Consider the following 18,027-nt stretch of genomic DNA (forward strand, 5'->3'; position numbering starts at 1 on the left):
TGGCCCGGGATGTAGGGCTGTCCTGGCCCGTCATCCCGCTGATAGAAGATCCCGCTGTCTGGAGTTGGATGTCGTACATCGCTGGGGGGCAACGACAGTGGGCCGCTTGTGGGTATCCGTTCGGCGTGCGCCGGTTTCGCTCAGAGCCACCGCGTTCGTCGCGATCGCCGCACTGATCGGCGTGCAGGGCTCCCAGGCCGCCCAGGCCTTACCGAGAGCGGCGGTCACCCCCGCCACCCCGAAACAGCAGAGCGGTACCGCCGCGGGCAAGAAGCACGCCGTCCCGGCCTCGGCGACCAGGAGCAGATCCAGAACCTCGCTGGCCAACTCCGGGCCCGGCCAGGTCAAGGGCGCGGTGGGAGCGTACAAGGTCCACGGCGCGAAGAGTGACCCGGTCAACTCCGGCAGCCGGATCCACAAAGCCCCGAAGCCCGTCGCCGCACCGGCGACGAAGAAGCATCGGGGCTTTGTCGCGTCCACCAGCGTGGAGCAGCCCAGGCTCGACACCGCCACCACGACCGTCTTCAAGAACGCCGACGGCACCTACACCGCCCAGATCCACACCCACCCGGTCAACTACCGCACATCCGACGGCACCTGGGCGCGCATCCCCGCCGGCGCCACCGGCACCCGCACCGCCGCCCCGGGAACGGCCTCCACGGCCTCCTACCGGACGGCGGCCGCCGCCGGCAATCCGACCGGCCAGGGCAACGCCTCCTCCTCGACCTACGTCGAGTCCGGCGTCACCCAGAACTTCCACGGCAACGGGCAGCTGTACGTCGGCAAGTACCAGAGCCACGACTACACCTCGTTCCTCCAGTTCAGCGGCTTCGGCACCCAGTTCGCCAACGACTACGTCGTCAACTCGACGCTCTGGCTGGACACCGAGTACTCCGGCCTGGACACCACCGGCGCCTGCGCGGCCGAGGCGGTGAACGTCGCCCCCGTCTCCGCCTCCTGGGACCCGGCGAAGATCGACACGTATCCCGGACCCGCGGCCGGCGCGCAGACCGGCACCGCCTCCTTCGCGGCCGGCACCGACTGCTCCAACGGCCGCCAGTGGGAGGGCATCAGCCTCGACACCAAGACGGTGATGAACTGGGCCCACGGCTGGGCGGCCAACTACGGTCTGCGGCTCAGCGCGGCGTCCACCGCCGCCGCGGCCAAGGAGTTCTACGCCGACGACCCCTACCTGGCCATCGAGTACACGCCCAACGGCGCCGGGGCCTCCTACTCCGAGGTCAGCTACGCCTCACCGTGGAACAACCAGCCCGGCTGGGGCAAGGTCACCGTGCAGAACCGCGGTACGGCCACCTGGACCCCGACCAACGGCTACAAGCTCTCGTACCAGCTCTACACGGTCTCCGGCACCACCCGCACCCTGCTCACCAGCCCCGCCGCGACCCCGGCGGTCATGCCCTCTTCGGTCGCGCCGAACAAACCGGTCACCGTCACCGCGTCGATCCCCGCACTGACCGCCGGCAAGACGTATCTGATCTGCTGGGACATGTCCTACAACGGGACGCTGTTCTCCACCTACGGGGTCCCGCAGACCTGTTACTCACTGCCGGTGGTCAACAACCCGCCGATCGTGGACACGTTCACGCCGGGCAACAACGGCTCGGTGTTCAGCCTCACCCCGACGCTGGCCGTGACCGCGCACGACCCGGACAACTACCCGGGTACCGGCCTCAGTTACTCGTTCAACGTCTACGCCAACGGTTCGACCACCGCGCTGGCCGCCTCGGGCTCGCTGACCACGCCGGTGTGGACCGTCCCGGCGGGCAAGCTCGCCTACGGCAAGACGTTCTACTGGACCGCCCAGGTCAGTGACGGCAACGCCGCCTCGCTGTGGTCCGCGCCCGACTACTTCACCATCCCGGCCGCGCCCCAGCCGCTGGTCACCGCACACCTCGGCGCGGCCCCGTACGACGCCACCGTCAAGGGCGTCGACCCGCAGCTCGGCGACTACTCGACGCAGACCACCGACGCGACCGTCCCGGGGCCGTCCGACGGCCCGACGCTCAGCGTCCAGCGCACCTACAACAGCCTCGACCCCGGTGTCTTCAAGGCGTTCGGCGCGGGCTGGTCGTCGTTGCTGGACATGCGGGCCACCGAGGACGCGGACGGTTCGGGCAACGTCGTGATCACCCTGGCGGACGGGCGCCAGGAACGGTTCGGCGCGAACGGCGACGGCACCTACAGCCCGCCGGCCGGCGACTACGCCGTCCTGTCCGCGCCGGCGTCCGGGTACGGCACCTCCGGCTTCATGCTGACGGAGAAGTCGGGCACGCGGTACTTCTTCCAGAACCAGGTCACCGATCCCGTCACCGGCCAGACCTACTGGGGGCTGACCCAGTACGGCAACCGCAACGGTCACGGCCTGGACGTCCAGTGGCTGCCTGTCACCCTCACCCTTCCGGACGGCAGCACCATCAAGTCCGAGGAGCCGACGGGGTTCGGCTACGTGCTCGCCCAGGACAACGGATACAACAACGGCGACTTCAACGGTGCCGACATGGGCACCACGCTCCAGCTCACCTGGGGCGTCCAGCAGGTCACCGCCTCGGACGGCACCGTCAAGAACGTCCCGCACGTCGACAACGTCACCTCCAAGCCTGGCCTGTTCGCCGCCACCCGCAACCCGTGGACGTACGGCTACGATGCCGCCGGCGACCTCACCTCGGTCTGCCCGCCCGCCAGCAGCAGCTCCACCGCGACGGCCTGTACCCAGTACAGCTACACCTCGGGCGCCAACTCCGGATCGCACTTCGCCTCGATGGTCCTGGACTCCAACCCGACGGACTACTGGCGGCTCAGTGACGCGACCGGCTCGGCCACGGCCGAGGACGGCGTCGTCGCCAACGAGGCCACCACCGACGCCACCGCGGCCAACGTCACGTTCGGCCAGGCGGGCCCGCTGGCCGGCACCCCCGCCACCGCGGCCTCCTTCAACGGCACCAGCTCCTATCTGGCGCTGCCCGACAACCTGCCCGCCAACGCCGGCAACCTCGCGGTCGGCATGTGGTTCAAGACCACGCAGGCGGGCGGGACGCTCTTCTCGTACCAGGGCGGAAAACCCGGCACCGCCGTCTCCGCGAACTACACCCCGTCGGTCTACATCGGCACCGACGGCAAGATCCATGCCGAGTTCTGGGACGGCAAGGCCACGCCGATGGCGTCGCCCGCGGCCGTCAACGACGGCAAGTGGCACTACGTGGTGCTGTCGGGGGCCCGCACCAGCCAGACCCTGTTCCTCGACGGCGCCCAGGTCGCCACCCGCACCGGTAGCACCATCACGGTGAGCGGCCAGCCCTACACCACCGTCGGCGCGGGCGAACTCGCCGGATCCTGGCCGTCGGTCCCCTCCGGCAACGCCCTGGGCTGGTTCAACGGCCAGATCGAGGACGTCTCCTTCCTCCAGCACCCGCTCGGCCTGCCCGCCGTCCAGCAGGAGTACGCCTCGGCCACCCTCGCCGCCCGCGAGCTGACCGGCACCACCCTGCCCTCCGGCAAGACCGCGCTCGCCGTCGGCTACGACGCGCTGACCGACCGCGCCTCCTCCGTCACCGACGCCGACGGCGGCACCTACCAGCTGGCCACCCCGGTCACCACCGGCAGCAACGACTACTACTACGGCGCCGTCCGCGGCACCCGGCCCGCCCACGACTACCCGATGACCGAGCCGGCCGGCCTCACCGCCGCCGACCAGTACGGCATCGACAACCCGGCCGGCGGCGCGTCCGACGGCATCTACAACGACGTCATGCTCGGCGAACCCGGCATCTTCGGCCCCGGCGGGGACTCCGCGGCCGGCTTCAACGGCACCGACTCCTCCCTGTCACTGCCCACGGGAGCCCTCGACGACAGCAGCGGAAACGCCTCCGTCGCCCTCTGGTTCAACACCAAGCAGGCGGGCGGCGTCCTCTTCTCCTACCAGAACGCCCCGATCGGCTCGGTGCCCACCAGCTACACCCCGGCCCTCTACATCGGCACGGACGGCCTGCTGCACGGCCAGTTCTGGGACGGCAGCCTGTCCCCGATGGCCTCCAAGGCGGCGGTCAACGACGGCAACTGGCACCTGGTCGTGATGACCGCGAGCGGCACCGGCCAGACGTTGTGGCTCGACGGACAGAGCCAGGCCACCCGCACCGGCAAGTCCATCGCGGGCCAGGTGAAGACCTGGGGCGAGACCACGGTGAGCGTCGGCGCCGGATACGTCGCGGGTTCCTGGCCGAAGCCGCCGGCCAACGCGCAGGGGTACTTCAACGGAGAGATCGGCCAGGTCGGCATCTACCAGACCGACCTCGGCCAGAGCGGCGTGGAGGCACCGCTCGGGCTGTACACGGCCAAGGGCTCGGCCACCATGCTCATGCCGTCGACCACACTGACGGTCACCGACCCCGCGCAGCACACCGAGACGTACACCTTCGACCCGTCGAACGGAAACCGCACCACCGCCGTCACCGACGCGGGCGGCGGCCGGACGACATACGCCTACGACTCCCTCGGCTTCCAGGACGCCGTCACCGACCCCGACGGGCACTCGACCAGCCGTCAGCACGACGCTTACGGCAACGTCCTGGCGACGACGACCTGCCGCCAGGTGAACTCCTGCCAGACCTCGTACTTCAGTTACCACACCAACGCCGCCGACCCGATGGACCCGCTCAACGGCAAGGTCCTCTACGCGGCCGACGCCCGCTCCGGCGCGACCGGCACCGCCAACCCGGCCTACCGGACGGCCTACACCTACACCCCGTTCGGCGCCCTGGCCACCGTCACCACGCCGCCGACACCGGACTACCCGAGCGGCCGGAAGACCAGATACACGTACTACAACGACAACGAGAGCTTCACGGACAACCACGGCGTGGCATACACCGAGGTGTACGGAATGCTCGCCACGGTCACCGACCCGAGCGGCAAGGTCACCCGCTACCACTACTGCGGCACCGACCACCTCGGGAAGGTCTGCAGTGAGACGGACCCGTCCGGCCAGGTCACCTACTACCTGAACGACTTCCTCGGCCATCTCACCACCAAGGTGGTCAGCTCCGACGCCTATCCGGTCACGTTCCCCACCGCCGGCGCGCCGGTCGGCGGCGTGCAGACCACGTACACCTACGACCCGCTGGGCAGGACCCTCACCGAGACCGGTCCGGCGACCACCGACGCGGTCAGGGGCGTCACCCACACCCCGAAGACGACGTACACGTACGACGCGGACGGCGACCTGACCGGCATCTCGACCGCCGACACCACCGGTCACGACGCCACCCGCGCCACGACCTACGTGTACGACGACAACGACCGCGTCAAGACCGTCACCGACCCGGCCGGCCAGGTCACCGCGTACACGTACGACACTTTCGGCCGGAAGACGACCGAGACGAACCCGGCCGGCACCACCTACCGGTACGCCTACTCGCCGACCGGCCGGCTGCTCACCACCACCCTGCTCGGCTGGACCGGTGACCCGACCGCCCCCTCCGACCCGGCCGACCTGGTCGTGGAGTCCCGGGCCTACGACCCGGCGGGGCGGCTCGCGTCCGTCACCGACTCCATGGGCCGGACCACCGCCTACGGTTACTTCGACGACAACCTGCTCCAGTCGCAGACCGACGCCTCCGGCACCTCCATCGCGACCACCACCAAGGCCTACGACTACGACGCCGCCGGCAACATGACGTGGGAGTGCGACGTCTGGTCCGGCACGGCCTGCCTCAAGCAGACCCAGTACACCGTGGACGCCGCCGACCGGACCACCAGGACGGCGGTCGACCCGTCCGGCGTCAACCGGATCACCGTCAACACCTTCGACCCGGACGACAACGTGCTGTCCCGCGTCCTCACCGGCGGCGGCCAGACCCGGCAGATCGGCTACTCCTACGACGCCGCCGGGAACCGGGTCGCCCAGTCCGTACGGACCGACACCACGGGGCCGACCGGCTACTGGCCGCTCGACGAGGGCGCGGTCACGGCCGCCGACTCCTCGGGCAACGGCTTCACCGGCACGCCGTCCACCGGCACCTCCTGGGGGCCGCCCGGCGGCAACTACACGTCCTTCAACGGCACTTCGGGTGCGGTCCTCACCAGCGGCACGCCCGTCGTGGACACCACCAAGGCCTTCTCCGTCTCGGCGTGGGCCTACCTGAGCGCCACCAGCACCACGAAGGACTTCACGGTCGTCAGCCAGCAGGGCGCCCAGAACAGCGCCTTCCAGCTGGAGTACAACCACACCACCAAGTCCTGGGCCTTCGTCCGCGCGAGCAACGACACCACCACGGCCACCAACTACGTCGCCAGCGACCCCACTCCGGCCACCGCGGGCACCTGGACCCACCTGGTCGGCGTCATGGACGCGCTCGGGAACATGAGCCTGTACGTCAACGACGTCGAGGTCAGCGGCAACTGCCTCAACTGCACCCTGGTGACCGACCCCACCCCGATGGCCAGCACCGTGGGCGTGGCGATCGGCCGGGGCAAGGCCGCCGGCGCCTCGGTCAACTGGTTCGCGGGTCGGGTCCGCGACGTCCAGCTCTACGGGCGCGAACTCAAGCCGAACGAGATCAGCCAGCTCTACACCTCCTCCACCAACACCGGCGAGTCGCCGGTCACGGTGGGCGCGGCGGGCTGGTGGAAGCTGGACGACGGCGAGAACCCGTCCGCCGGCGACCACTCCGGCGCCGGGAACGCCGGCACCCTGAACGCCTCGACGAGCTGGTCGACGGAGAACGGCGGCTCCGCCGTCTTCGCCGGGGCCGGACAGATCGCCACCGGCGGGTCCGTGGTCGACACCACCAAGAGCTTCTCGGTGTCCGCCTGGGCGAAGATCACCACCACCCCGACCGGCACCTGGCAGACGGTCATGGCCCAGCAGGGCACCCAGGCCGCCGGGTTCTCGCTCGACTACAACCCGACCGCGGGCCGGTGGGCGTTCGACCGGGCCACCACCGACGTGGCGTCCCCGACCCTCGCCGGTGCCACCTCCACCGCCGCCCCCACCCTCAACACCTGGACCCACCTGGCCGGCACGTATGACGCGAGCAGCGGCAAGATGACGCTCTACGTCAACGGCACCGCCCAGAACACGGCGACGGACACCACACCGATCGCGAGCTCCGGGCCGTTCGTCATCGGCCGGGGCTACACGGCGGGCGCGGCCGCCCAGTACTTCAACGGCTCGGTCAGCAACGTCCAGACGTACAACCGCGTCCTGTCCGCCACCGAGGTCGCCGCGCTGCACACCTCGGCCGGTACCGCGGGCTCCGCGCCGCTGACCACCAGCTGGACCTACGACCAGCGCGGCCTGCCGGTCACGATGACCGACGCACGCGGCAACGCCGCCGGCGCCACCGCGTCCGCCTACACCACCACCTACGCCTACGACGAGGACGGCCGGCTCACCACCACGACCTCGCCGCCCGTCAGCACCGAGACCGGCGGGGGAGCGGCCCAGCAGACCGTGGCCGTCGCGAAGTCGGGCTACGACACCTTCGGCGAACCGGTCGAGACCGACGACGCCGACGGCAACATCGTCACCACCACCTACGACCTCGACGGCCGTGTCCAGGCCGTCTCCCAGCCGGCGTACACCCCGCCGGACGGCTCCGGCACCATCACCCCGACCACCTCCTACACGTACGACGCGCTCGGCGACGTCCACACCGAGACCGACCCGCTGCAGCACACCGCGTCGTACGTCTACGACCAGCTCGGCGACCGGGTCCAGCAGACCCTGCCCGGCGGTCTGGTCACCCACGTCGGCTACGACACCGACGGCGAGGTCCTCAACACCACCGACCCGACCGGCGCCAGGACCGAGGCGACCTACGACGCGCTCGGCCGCGAGGCCACCAGCACCCAGGTGGAGCGCAGGCCCTCCCCGGCGGCCTATACGACGAAGTACGGCTACGACGGCCTCGGCGACCTCACCTCGATCGAGGACCCGCTGGGCAACACGGCCACCGCGGGCTACGACGCCCTCGGCGAGACCAGCACCGTCACGGACTCGTTGCACAACACCACGTCGTACGCGTACGACGTCGCGGGGCAGCTCATCAGGACCACTGCCCCCGACCTCACGGCGACCACACAGGGTTACGACCAGGCGGAGCGGCTCGTCTCGGCCGCCCGGCTCGACGCGAACGGCGCCACCCTCAGCTCCACCTCGTACGGCTACGACGCGGCGGGCAACCAGACCTCGGCCACCGACGCCCGCCAGCACACCACCACCGCCACCTTCGACGCGCTCAACCGGACCGTCAGCCAGACCCAGCCGGTCGACGCGAGCACCTCGATCACGACCTCCTTCGGCTACGACGCCGCGGGCAACGAGACCCGCTACACCGATGCCGACAAGAACGCGACCTACTACACCTACAACCCCCTCGGCGGGCAGGAGACCAGCGTTGCCCCCAGCGTCACCGGTCTCACCTCGGCCGCGGACCGCACCACGACCTTCTCCTACGACGCCGACGGCAACCAGCACACCCTCACCCGCCCAGGTGGGGTCACGATCGCCGAGACCCACGACGCGAACGGCCTGCTGACCGCCGAGTCCGGCACCGGCGCCGAGGCCGCCACCGCGGCCCGCTCCTTCGGCTACGACGACGACGGCCGCCTCACCTCCGTCTCCGCACCGACCGGTACCGACACCTTCGTCTACGATGACCGCGGCCTCCTCCTCACCATGGCGGGCCCTGGTGGCACCGCGAGCTACGGCTACGACTCCGACGGCGACATCGCCACCCGTACCGACGCCACCGGCACCGCCACCTTCGGTTACGACGCCGACGGCCGGGTCAACAGCGAGACCGACCCGCTGACCGGCACCACGGCCACACTCACCTACAACCAGCTCGGACAGACCAAGTCCGTCACCTACGGCACGGGCGGCGCGACCAGGTCCTACGACTACAACACCTCCCACCAGCTCACCTCCGACGTCCTGAAAACCCCTTCGGGGGCCACGGAGGCGTCGGTCGCGTACACGTACAACGCCGACGGCCAGATCGCCACCCAGGCCACCACCGGCACGGCCGGTTCCGGCACCAGCACCTACGACTACGACTACGCCGGCCGTCTGAAGTCCGCGGCCACCGGCTCGGCCACTATCAGCTACGGCTACGACGCCAACGGCAACCGCACCAGCGCCGGTGCCGCCACCGCCACGTACAACGCCCGGAACGAACTGACCTCTGTCACCAGCGGGTCAGCCACCACCACGTACGCCTACACCGCGCGCGGAACGACGTCGAGCGTCAGCTCCGGCAGCTCCACCACCACCTACACCTCAGACGCCTTCGACGAGTTGACCGCCACCGGTACCGGCGCCGGCTACGGCTACGACGGCCTGGGCCGGCTGGCCACCGCGAGCTCGGGGGGCCGCACTGCCGCCTTCAGCTACGCCGACGGCACCAACAACCCCGTCTCCGACGGCACCCAGTTGTTCGCCCGGGACGCGGACGACGGCGTACTCGCGGTCGGCGCGGCCGGCGGTACGAGCGCCGGCCTCGCCCTGACCAACAGCCACGGCGACGTCACCGGCACCTTCACCGCCACCGGCTCGGCGCTCACCGGCTCCACCGCCTACGACCCCTACGGCACACCCACCGCCACCAGCGGCAGCCGGACCGACCTCGGCTATCAGTCCGGCTGGACCGACCCGGGGACGGGTTACGTCAACGCCGCCGCCCGCTGGTACAACCCGGCCAACGGCGACTTCACCAGCGCCGACACGGTGAGCAACCCGCCCACCCCGGCCGTCAACGCCAACCCGTACGCGTACGGCAACGACGACCCGCTGGACGCCACGGACACCTCCGGCCACGACGCCTGCACCAGCGACGACATCAAGGCCCAAGAGGAGGCGTACGAGGCGCAGCAGGCCTGGCTCAAGCAATGGCAGGCGGGCGCCTGGGACCGGATGGAGAAGTACTCCCAGGACCAGTACAAGGCCTGGGAGCGCGAGCATGCCCGGGAGATGGCCCGCAACGAGGCCGACGAACGGGCCCTGCAGCAGCAGATCGCCGACCAGGAGCGGCAGTTCGAGAACGAGTTCAACGACGCCATGAACTGGCAGCCGTCAGGTCACTCGGGCGGCCGTGGTTCGGGCTCGGACAGCGTCTCCTACGGCAACTCGTACGGTTCCTACGGCTCGCACGGCTCGTCCGGGAGCAACTACTCGTCCCTGTACTACGGAGTCGCCGCCGGAGGGGCGCTGACCTACGGCTACGGCGCCGCGAGTTCCGCGAGTGGCGGGGCCGCCGCCGAGGGCCTGGGGGCGGTCGGCGACGTCATCTGGGAGGAACTCGCCTCCGCCAGCGCCGAGGAACTCCTCTTCGGCCTCGCCCTGGCCGCCTCGGCGGACGACGACTGCGGCGCCCACGGCATCCCCACCCGCCCCAAGAACCAGAACCTCGGCGGCGTCAACACCACCCCGGTCGTCGGCACCACCCCGGACGAGGACGCGGCCGCGGCAGCCGCCCACCAGGCCACCAGCTCCTCGGCGGCCACCGACACGGGCGTCGCCACGGCCACCAACGGCCCCGGCGGCAACGGGACGGCGACCGACGAGGACAGCCAGTGCGGCACCGTGCCGCGTGACATCCGCTACCAGTACGAGGACCTCGACGCGGAGAACCGGGCCCAGGGGGCGACCGCGTTGATCTGTCCTTCGGACCTGAAACCCAGCGGCAGCAAACGGGACAGCATCGCCTCGGTCCCCGTGGCCGGGTTCCCGGACGGTCCCACGAACAGCCTGGGTCCCGGTAGGGCGACCTACAACAAGACCCACATCATCGGTGACCAGTTCAACGGGGCACCGAAGGCCGAGAACCTCTTCACCGGGTACGACCGTATGAACAAGAGCGGCATGCGGCGGTGCGAGAAGAAGATGGAGACGCAACTCAAGCAGGGGAACTGGGTGCAGTATTCCGCGACCCTGGAGTACGGCGACGACACAAATCCCATACCCACCGGAATACACATGACGGCCACTACCAAGGCCGGACCGCTGTTCGATGTGACAGTGGAGAACAACTCGGACTGGCAGGACACATGCTGAACGTTTCGGACCTTGAACGCGCGATCCAGGGACTGCGGGCGCTGCGTCCGGCCTCGGCCCGCCGGGTCGACTGGCCCACCCTGGAGCGCTCACTGGGCGTCGGCCTACCGGCGGACTTCAAGGAGTTCGCGGAGGCCTACCCCCCGGTCGAGGTCGACGAGTTCCTCCGGATCTGGAGTCCGACACCCGGACGGGAGGAGGAGTTCGTCGAAGGGGTGCGGTACGGTCTCGAAGTCCTGCGGGATCTGCAGGAGTCCGGCGACACCGAGGAGTACACGGCCTACCCGGAGCCGGGAGGGCTGCTGCCATGGGGCGAGTCGCTGGAAGGCGATGTCTTCTACTGGCGTACGGTCGGCTCCGATCCGCAGCAGTGGCCGGTGGTCGCCAGCGGGCGCAACGGCGCCTGGTGGGAGTGCGCGGGCGGCATGCTTGCGTTCCTGGTCGGCGTGGCCGACGGGACGGCGGAGAGGTCCGAGCTGCCCGACGGCGTACTCGGACCGGCCGCGTCCGTGGTGCTGCTCGGTTCGTGAGGCGCGACGACCTCGACCTACGCCGTCCCGCCCTCGGAAAAGAGGCCTCCGCACCCCCGCCGCCGGTCGGCGGAGAGGGTGCGGAGGCCGTCTTTCACACGTTCACTACGCCTGGACGGTGTCCGCCGCCCGTGCCTGCTTCTTCCGCTGCCGCCGACTCACCCGCGGCTCCTGGTCCGGCAGCCAGCCGAAGATCATGCAGCTGCCGACGGCCCCGAGAGCGAGGCCGACGAAGAAACCGCCCAGGTTGGAGGTGACCCAGCTGCCCAGGGAGCACAGCATGCCGAGGATGGAGTAGAAGAGACGCTGCGAGGGGCTGAAGAGGGTCAGCAGGCCGCACAGCACCATGACCGCCGGCAGCAGATAGCCCGCCACACCCTGCATGCCGACATGGACGATGACCTTCAGCGAGGCCTTCTCGGTGAGCAGGATCCACCCGCCGCCCAGGGTCAGCAGCAGGCCGCCCAGGAACGGCCGACGTGCCCGCCAACCGCGGAAGGCGGGCTGCCACCCCTGGTGTGGAGTGTCTGTGTCGGACATCAGCAACCCGAGTCGCTGAAGCTGAGTTTCAGGCCGGGGAGCGTGAACGTCCCTGCGGTTGTCGCGTAGTTGGTCTGCCGCAGGTTGTCGATGTGCACGGTGTCGGCCTGCTGGCTGAAGACGCCCAGAGGTCCCTTTACCCCGGCCTTGTTGAGTTCGCTCGCGTCGTTGCCGATCTCAATGTTGTTGAAGGACGCGTCGCCCGACAGCAGGGTCGAGTCGGTGGTCAGGTCGGTCGCCTCCACCTTCGACGAGCCGCTGCCCGCCTTGATGAGCAGGTTGGTGCCGCCGAGGTCGACGCTCTGGCACAGGCTGTCCAGGGTCGCCTTCTTGATCGCGGAGGTGACGACCAGCACCTGGCCGCCGGTGTCACCGGCGTTCGGGCTGTCCTTGGCCATGTTGTCGAGCCCGCCGAACTGCTCGAAGCCGGTGCCCTGGAGCGACTTGGCGGTGACCGTGAAGGGCATGCCGGAGATGTAGAACGACACCCCCAGTGCCCCCTGGGCGGTCAGGACCGCGAGGCCGGCGACGGCCAGGGTGGCCGGGACGGCCATCACGGCGGCCCGGCGTGCCCGGACCCGTCCCCGTCTCTGTTGCCCCCCGGTGGTTCCGGTGGTCTCTGATGTGTCTGAAAGAGAACCGCTTCCCGGGTTCTCAGGCGTGTTGTCGGCGGACGGAACGTCCGGGGACGAGGCCATGTCTGCTCCCATGCATTAGTCACGCGGGTTGGGCTTCAGCGGCCCGTTGTCCTGGCGCGGACAGCGGCTGCCGCGCCCCCTCCTCGCAACTCCCGGCGGGCGCAAGGACGTTCTGGTTACGCGGCAGTAGCCAAGCTGAAAGTTACCGGCGGTTACTTTTCAGGGTCAAGACAGTTGTGAAAAAAGAGTGTTGAATTCACGTCAGTTGTGTCCCGGCCATGCATTCCCATGATCGAATGCCCAACTCCCTTGATCGGTCTTGACGTTGACGGGCAATCAGGTCTACAACTCTCCCTGTTTCCTTCGGGTCCGTGGCGCCGGATCCGCCGAGCGGCGTCGACCGCTTCCCGGCCTCTTCGATCACCGCTCCGATCAGCGGCGTCAGCACGGTCGCTTCCCCCCAGGGGCCGTGCCCGCACGCCTGCGACCGGCCCGGCCGGAGGCCTAACCCCCCAGGCTTTCGGCCGGTGTCCGGCCTGACCGCTGTTGCCGGCCCGTCACGTACGGAGAAGGCGTGACGAGCCGGCAACGGCCGGCGCCGCATTCGCGCCCCTTCGCGCAAGTCCCCCCAATCAACGCAAGTCCCCTAGAAAGAGGCAACCCGCATGCGTACGCGATCCCTCCTCGCCCTCGCCGGTACCGTCGTCGCCCTCTCGGTCGCCGCCACCGTTCCGGCCTCCGCCGACGGCGCCGTGCTGACCACGGGCAGCGCCGGCGGCACCGCCGTCGCGGTCGGCGACACCCTCAGCGCCTCGCTGGCCAGCGGCACCACCGCCACCCTCTACTCGAGCGCCACCAGCACCAGCGGCATCACCTGTGCGGACTCGACCTTCACCGCGACGGTCACCGACAACCCGGCCGCCTCCGGCACCGCCACCGAGTCGGCCACCGCGCAGACCTTCGGCAGCTGCACCAGCAACGTGACCGGTGTGACCGGCGTCTCCAGCATCACGGTCGACAACATGCCGTACACCACCGCGGTCGCCTCCGACGGCTCGGTCACGGTCACCCCGCCGAGCGGCTCGACCATCCAGACCACCGTCAAGCTGAAGACCCTGCTGGGCAGCATCACCTGTGTCTACCAGGCGCCCAGCCTGTCCGGCACCAGTTCCAACACCGACAACAGCCTCGCCTTCAGCAACCAGGCGTTCACGAAGACCTCCGGCTCGATCCTCTGCCCCTCCGCCGGCTACTTCACCGCCAAGTACGCCCCGGTCACCGACAACGGCGCCGCCGTCTTCGTCAACTGACCTCGTAACAAAGGCTGTCAGCGTCGACGCAGACGCGACGCCAGGGCGGCGCCGCCGGTGAGCACCAGCACCGCGGCGGCGCCGCCTGCCAGCAGTGGCGCCGACGGGCCCGCACCGGGGTCCGTGTCGGAGGCCACGGGAGTGCCGTCGGCGGCGGTGGTCCCGGTCTTTGGGGAGACCGGGGGCGCCGCCGCCGTCCGCTGTGCGCGGGCGGCGGCGCTCGCCGAGGTGCCGGAAACGGGTGTCGCGGTCGGCCGCGGCTTCGCGCTCGCCGTCGCCGCGCCGTCCTTCCGTGCGTCCTTCTCCGCGCTCTTCCCGGCGGTCTTCTTCGCCGAGAACACCACGTCGGAGCACGAGTAGTAGGTGTCCGGCGTGCTGCTGGTCTGCCAGATCGTGTACAGCACCTGACGGCCCGTCCGGTCGGCGGGCAGCGTCGCGCTGAAGTGGTACGCCCCGTTCGTCAGCGGCGGGTCCTTGAACTCCGCGAAGGGCTGCGCGGGCAGTTCGGACCACGTCAGCGGTTTCGTCGGGTCGTAGCCCTGCTTGGTCAGATACAGCTTGAACGTGCCGGAGTGCGCGATCGTCGCGGCGTACGTCATCGTGACCCGGGCGCCCGGAGTCAGTTCGGTCGCGGGCCAGTCCGCGCGCGCCAGGTCGAGCCCCTTGTACGCCGGCAGACCGCCGCCGCACAACCTGCCGTCCGGAATCACCTGCCGGTCCCGGCCGTCGACGCCCGCCACCCGCACGTCGTCCCACGCGACGAAGTTCTGCCCGCTCGCCGTGATCGCCGCCCTGCAGGCCGCCGTCGAGGCGCTGCCGCCGCTGGGGGAGCAGGCATAGGCCCGGCTGGCGGGAGCGGTGGGCGCGCCGTGCGCCTGGGCGGACCCCGCCGCCCACGACAGGAGCAGCAGCGGGGCCGTCGCGGCGGCTGCCGTGACTCTCAGGCGGGCGGTCGTCCGAGTCATCGGGAGGTCTCCTCGGCGGGCGCGGGTAGGGGGTCTGCCGGGGGAGTACGGGAATCGGGGCCGCACTGTTCAGTGCGGTTGATCACAGGGCCGGTTGAAGTGCGTGGCACCGACCGGCTCGTCCGTTTTGCTGACTTTCCAGGCGCCGTTGAGAACCGACCGTCCGGCTCGTATCGTGGTGATCACCGATGATCGACCGGCCGCCCGCATCGCTTCCGGAAAACGGTGAGAACGCAAGGGAGAGGCGTGTTCTGATCTCGTCCGTTTGCGCACCGCGGACCCCTGTTCGCGTGGTCGCACGCGCGACGTGCACGAGTGCGTCACCAAGCTCCGCACAGGTGCCTCCCGCTGCCGCACCGTGAGCTATCGTGTGCACGGGGTAAAAAACAAACCGCATGCCCCGTCGGTTTGGAAGTCGTGAAGCCGTGAAGTCATGAAGTCGTGGAGCCGTGAAGGAGCGTCGAGTCGATGGCGAGGCAGTTACGCGCGGAGCAGACCCGCGCCACGATCATCACCGCCGCCGCCGACCTTTTCGACCGGCGCGGCTATGAATCCACCAGCCTGAGCGAGATCGTCGAGCACGCGAAGGTCACCAAGGGGGCGCTGTACTTCCACTTCGCCGCCAAGGAGGACCTGGCGCACGCCATCATGGAGCTCCAGTCCCGTACCTCCAGCCAGTTGGTGCGGGAGATGGACAGCCGCGGCTACTCCTCGCTGGAAGCCCTGATGCGCACCACGTTCGCGATCGCCCGGCTCGCCGTCGACGGTCCGATCCCGCGCGCCGGACTGCGCCTCGCCACCGCGGACGTCACCGTACGGCCGCCGCTCAGGCACCCGTTCACCGAGTGGCTGGAGTTCGCCACCCGCAAACTCATGGGCGCCGTCAAGGAGTCCGACGTCCACCCGGACATAGACGTCGGCGCGGTCGCGCACTCCCTGATCTGCTTCTTCGTCGGGACCCGCGTCGCCGGCCGCCACCTGGAGCCGGTGGGGCGACTGCCGCGCAGGGTCGCCGAGATGTGGTACCTGATGATCCGCGGCCTGGTCCCGGTGCACCGGCGCGCCCGCTACCTGACCCTCGCCACCCAACTGGAGCGCGAGATCAGAACGGCGTGACGGCCGGCGTGACGGCCGGCGTGACAGGTGTTCCGCGGTCCGGCGGAGCCGGGCGGCCCGCGCGATAGCGTGGCGCCCATGCCCGACTCCGCCGAACCGCCCGTGATCCTCGGCACCACCGGCCCCTTCCCGCACAGCGTGCTGGCCGAACGGCACCCCGCGATCATCCGCCAGGTGCGGGACGCCTTCCCGTACGGCCCCGCACAGCACCGCGCCCTCGACGCGCTGCTGCACAACTGCACCGAGGGCGTGATCGAACCCCTGCCCGGTGACGCCGGCGGCTGGCGCGACTGGGGTCTGGGCACCTACGTCGGCCGGTCCTGGTTCGACGTGCCGTGGCTGTGGTCCGAGAGCTACTTCTACCGCCGGCTCCTGGACGCCGTCGGCTACTTCGCCCCCGGCCCCTGGCAGGGCATCGACCCGTTCCGCCCGTTCAAGCTCGCCGAACTCGACGCCAAGGAGACCGACGAGGAACTCGCCGCGCTCGACGACCTCGGCGACGACCCGGACCGGGCCCTGCTGCACGGCTCGCTCTGGGGTAACCGCGCCGACCTCGGCTTCCGGCTCTCCGCCGCCGAGTCGGGCGAGGCCGTCGACGCCCTGGTCGCCGACGACAGCGCCGCCCTGTGGCCGCTGCTCCACGGCGGCACCCTGTGCCTGGTCGCCGACAACGCGGGCCGCGAACTCGTCCCCGACCTGCTGCTGATCGCCCACCTTCTGGACACCGGCCGCATCGCACGCGCCGTCCTGCACATCAAGCCCGGTCCGTACTACGTCTCCGACGCCACGACCGCCGACGTGCTCGACGCCCTGCGCAGGCTCACCGCCGCCCCTGGCGCCGCCGCCGGGTACGGCCGTACCCTCTGGTCGGCGATGGCCGACGGGCGCCTCGCCGTGCGCGCCCACCCCTTCTCCTGCGCCCCGCTGCCGTATGCCGAGATGCCCGGCGACCTGCGCGCCGAGTTCGCCGCCGCCACGCTGACGATCTTCAAGGGCGACCTCAACTACCGCCGTCTGGTGGGCGACCGGCTCTGGCCGCCGACCACTCCCTTCGCCGACGTCACCGCCTGGTTCCCGGGCCCCGTGGCCGCGCTGCGCACCCTCAAGTCCGATGTGGTCACCGGGCTCTCCGCCGACACCGAGGCGGCCCTGGACGCGGCCGACGCGGAGCACTGGCGCACGGCCGGCACCCATGCCCTGATCCAGGTCAACCCAGGTGGACCGGCAGCGACTTGAGCCCGTTGATGAAGTTCGAGACGAGTCGCCCGGCGGGGCCGGCGGGCGTCAGGACGGGCGGCGCCTGCGCGTAGAGCGTGCGCAGCTGGAGCCGGGCGAAGTGGGCGCCCAGACAGACGTGCGGGCCGTCCCCGAAGGACACGTGCGGGTTCGGCGCCCGGGTGAGGTCGAGCCGGTCGGGCTCCGCGAAGGCCCGCTCGTCACGGTTGGCCGAGGCGTGCAGGACGACCACCTTGTCGCCCTTCGTGATGTGCCGCCCGCCCAGCTCGGTGTCCCGCGCGGCGGTGCGGCGGAAGGTCAGCATCGGGGGATGCCAGCGCAGCGACTCCTCCACGGCACCGTCCGCTCCGGCCTCGCCGGTGCGCAACAGGCGGTACGACCCGGGGTGTTCGGCCAGCGCCAGCAGTCCGCCGGGGGCGGCCGAGCGCACGGTGTCGTTGCCCGCGACCGTCAGCAGGAAGAAGAACATCTCCAGTTCGCCGTCGGCGAGTTCGGCATCGTTGGCGAGGGCGAGGGCGAGGGCGTGGGCGTGGGCGTGGGCGTGGGCGTGGGCGTGGGCGTGGGCGTGGGCGTGGGCGTGGGCGTGGGCGTGGGCGTGGGCGTGGGCGTGGGCGTGGGCGT

At 70.3% G+C, this 18,027-nt stretch carries 9 protein-coding genes; 5 read left to right on the top strand and 4 right to left on the bottom strand.

Translation table 11 applies throughout. The features are described from left to right. Window positions 1–106: 106 nt before the first annotated feature. Window positions 107–11,071: a LamG-like jellyroll fold domain-containing protein gene (locus AB0P24_RS29295; protein WP_365799140.1), complete on the top strand. Its 10,965-nt coding sequence runs from the start codon at window positions 107–109 to the stop codon at window positions 11,069–11,071. Next, the gene (locus tag AB0P24_RS29300) at window positions 11,065–11,601 is read left to right on the top strand and encodes an SMI1/KNR4 family protein (RefSeq protein ID WP_365799142.1); all 537 of its coding nucleotides are present in this window, start codon (window positions 11,065–11,067) and stop codon (window positions 11,599–11,601) included. The genes AB0P24_RS29295 and AB0P24_RS29300 overlap by 7 nt, the downstream gene beginning before the upstream one ends. Before the next feature lie 105 nt (window positions 11,602–11,706). Here the strand turns inward: AB0P24_RS29300 and AB0P24_RS29305 are convergent, their stop codons facing one another. Together AB0P24_RS29305 and AB0P24_RS29310 are read right to left on the bottom strand one after the other, a co-directional pair. Then, complete coding sequence (locus AB0P24_RS29305; protein ID WP_365799144.1) at window positions 11,707–12,141, bottom strand: DUF6114 domain-containing protein; 435 nt, start codon at window positions 12,139–12,141, stop codon at window positions 11,707–11,709. Continuing rightward, the gene (locus AB0P24_RS29310; protein WP_365799146.1) at window positions 12,141–12,839 is read right to left on the bottom strand and encodes a DUF6230 family protein; all 699 of its coding nucleotides are present in this window, start codon (window positions 12,837–12,839) and stop codon (window positions 12,141–12,143) included. The genes AB0P24_RS29305 and AB0P24_RS29310 overlap by 1 nt, the downstream gene beginning before the upstream one ends. A 605-nt stretch (window positions 12,840–13,444) precedes the next feature. Between AB0P24_RS29310 and AB0P24_RS29315 the strand changes: the two genes are divergently transcribed. After that, on the top strand, window positions 13,445–14,089 hold the full coding sequence (locus tag AB0P24_RS29315; protein ID WP_365799148.1) for a Tat pathway signal sequence domain protein: 645 nt from the start codon (window positions 13,445–13,447) through the stop codon (window positions 14,087–14,089). A gap of 17 nt (window positions 14,090–14,106) precedes the next feature. On the opposite strand, the gene AB0P24_RS29320 is transcribed toward AB0P24_RS29315, so the two are convergent. Then, window positions 14,107–15,054, bottom strand: coding sequence for a lytic polysaccharide monooxygenase (locus tag AB0P24_RS29320; protein ID WP_365799150.1), 948 nt, complete (start codon window positions 15,052–15,054; stop codon window positions 14,107–14,109). A gap of 468 nt (window positions 15,055–15,522) precedes the next feature. On the opposite strand from AB0P24_RS29320, the gene AB0P24_RS29325 reads away from it, so the two are divergent. After that, window positions 15,523–16,170 carry a ScbR family autoregulator-binding transcription factor gene (locus tag AB0P24_RS29325; RefSeq protein WP_365799152.1) on the top strand — a complete coding sequence of 216 codons (648 nt, stop codon included), beginning with the start codon at window positions 15,523–15,525 and terminating at the stop codon, window positions 16,168–16,170. Window positions 16,171–16,248: 78 nt separating this feature from the next. Then, the gene (locus AB0P24_RS29330; protein WP_365799154.1) at window positions 16,249–17,406 is read left to right on the top strand and encodes a damage-control phosphatase ARMT1 family protein; all 1,158 of its coding nucleotides are present in this window, start codon (window positions 16,249–16,251) and stop codon (window positions 17,404–17,406) included. Here AB0P24_RS29330 and AB0P24_RS29335 read toward each other — a convergent pair. Further along, window positions 17,378–18,027, bottom strand: a 650-nt coding sequence (locus AB0P24_RS29335) for a cytochrome P450 (protein WP_365799156.1), incomplete at its 5' end; no start/stop codon positions are given. The two genes, AB0P24_RS29330 and AB0P24_RS29335, sit on opposite strands and share 29 nt — an antisense overlap.

Origin of the sequence: Streptomyces sp. NPDC086519, assembly GCF_040686075.1 — a bacterium.
GTDB classification, from domain to species: Bacteria; Actinomycetota; Actinomycetes; order Streptomycetales; family Streptomycetaceae; genus Streptomyces; species Streptomyces shenzhenensis.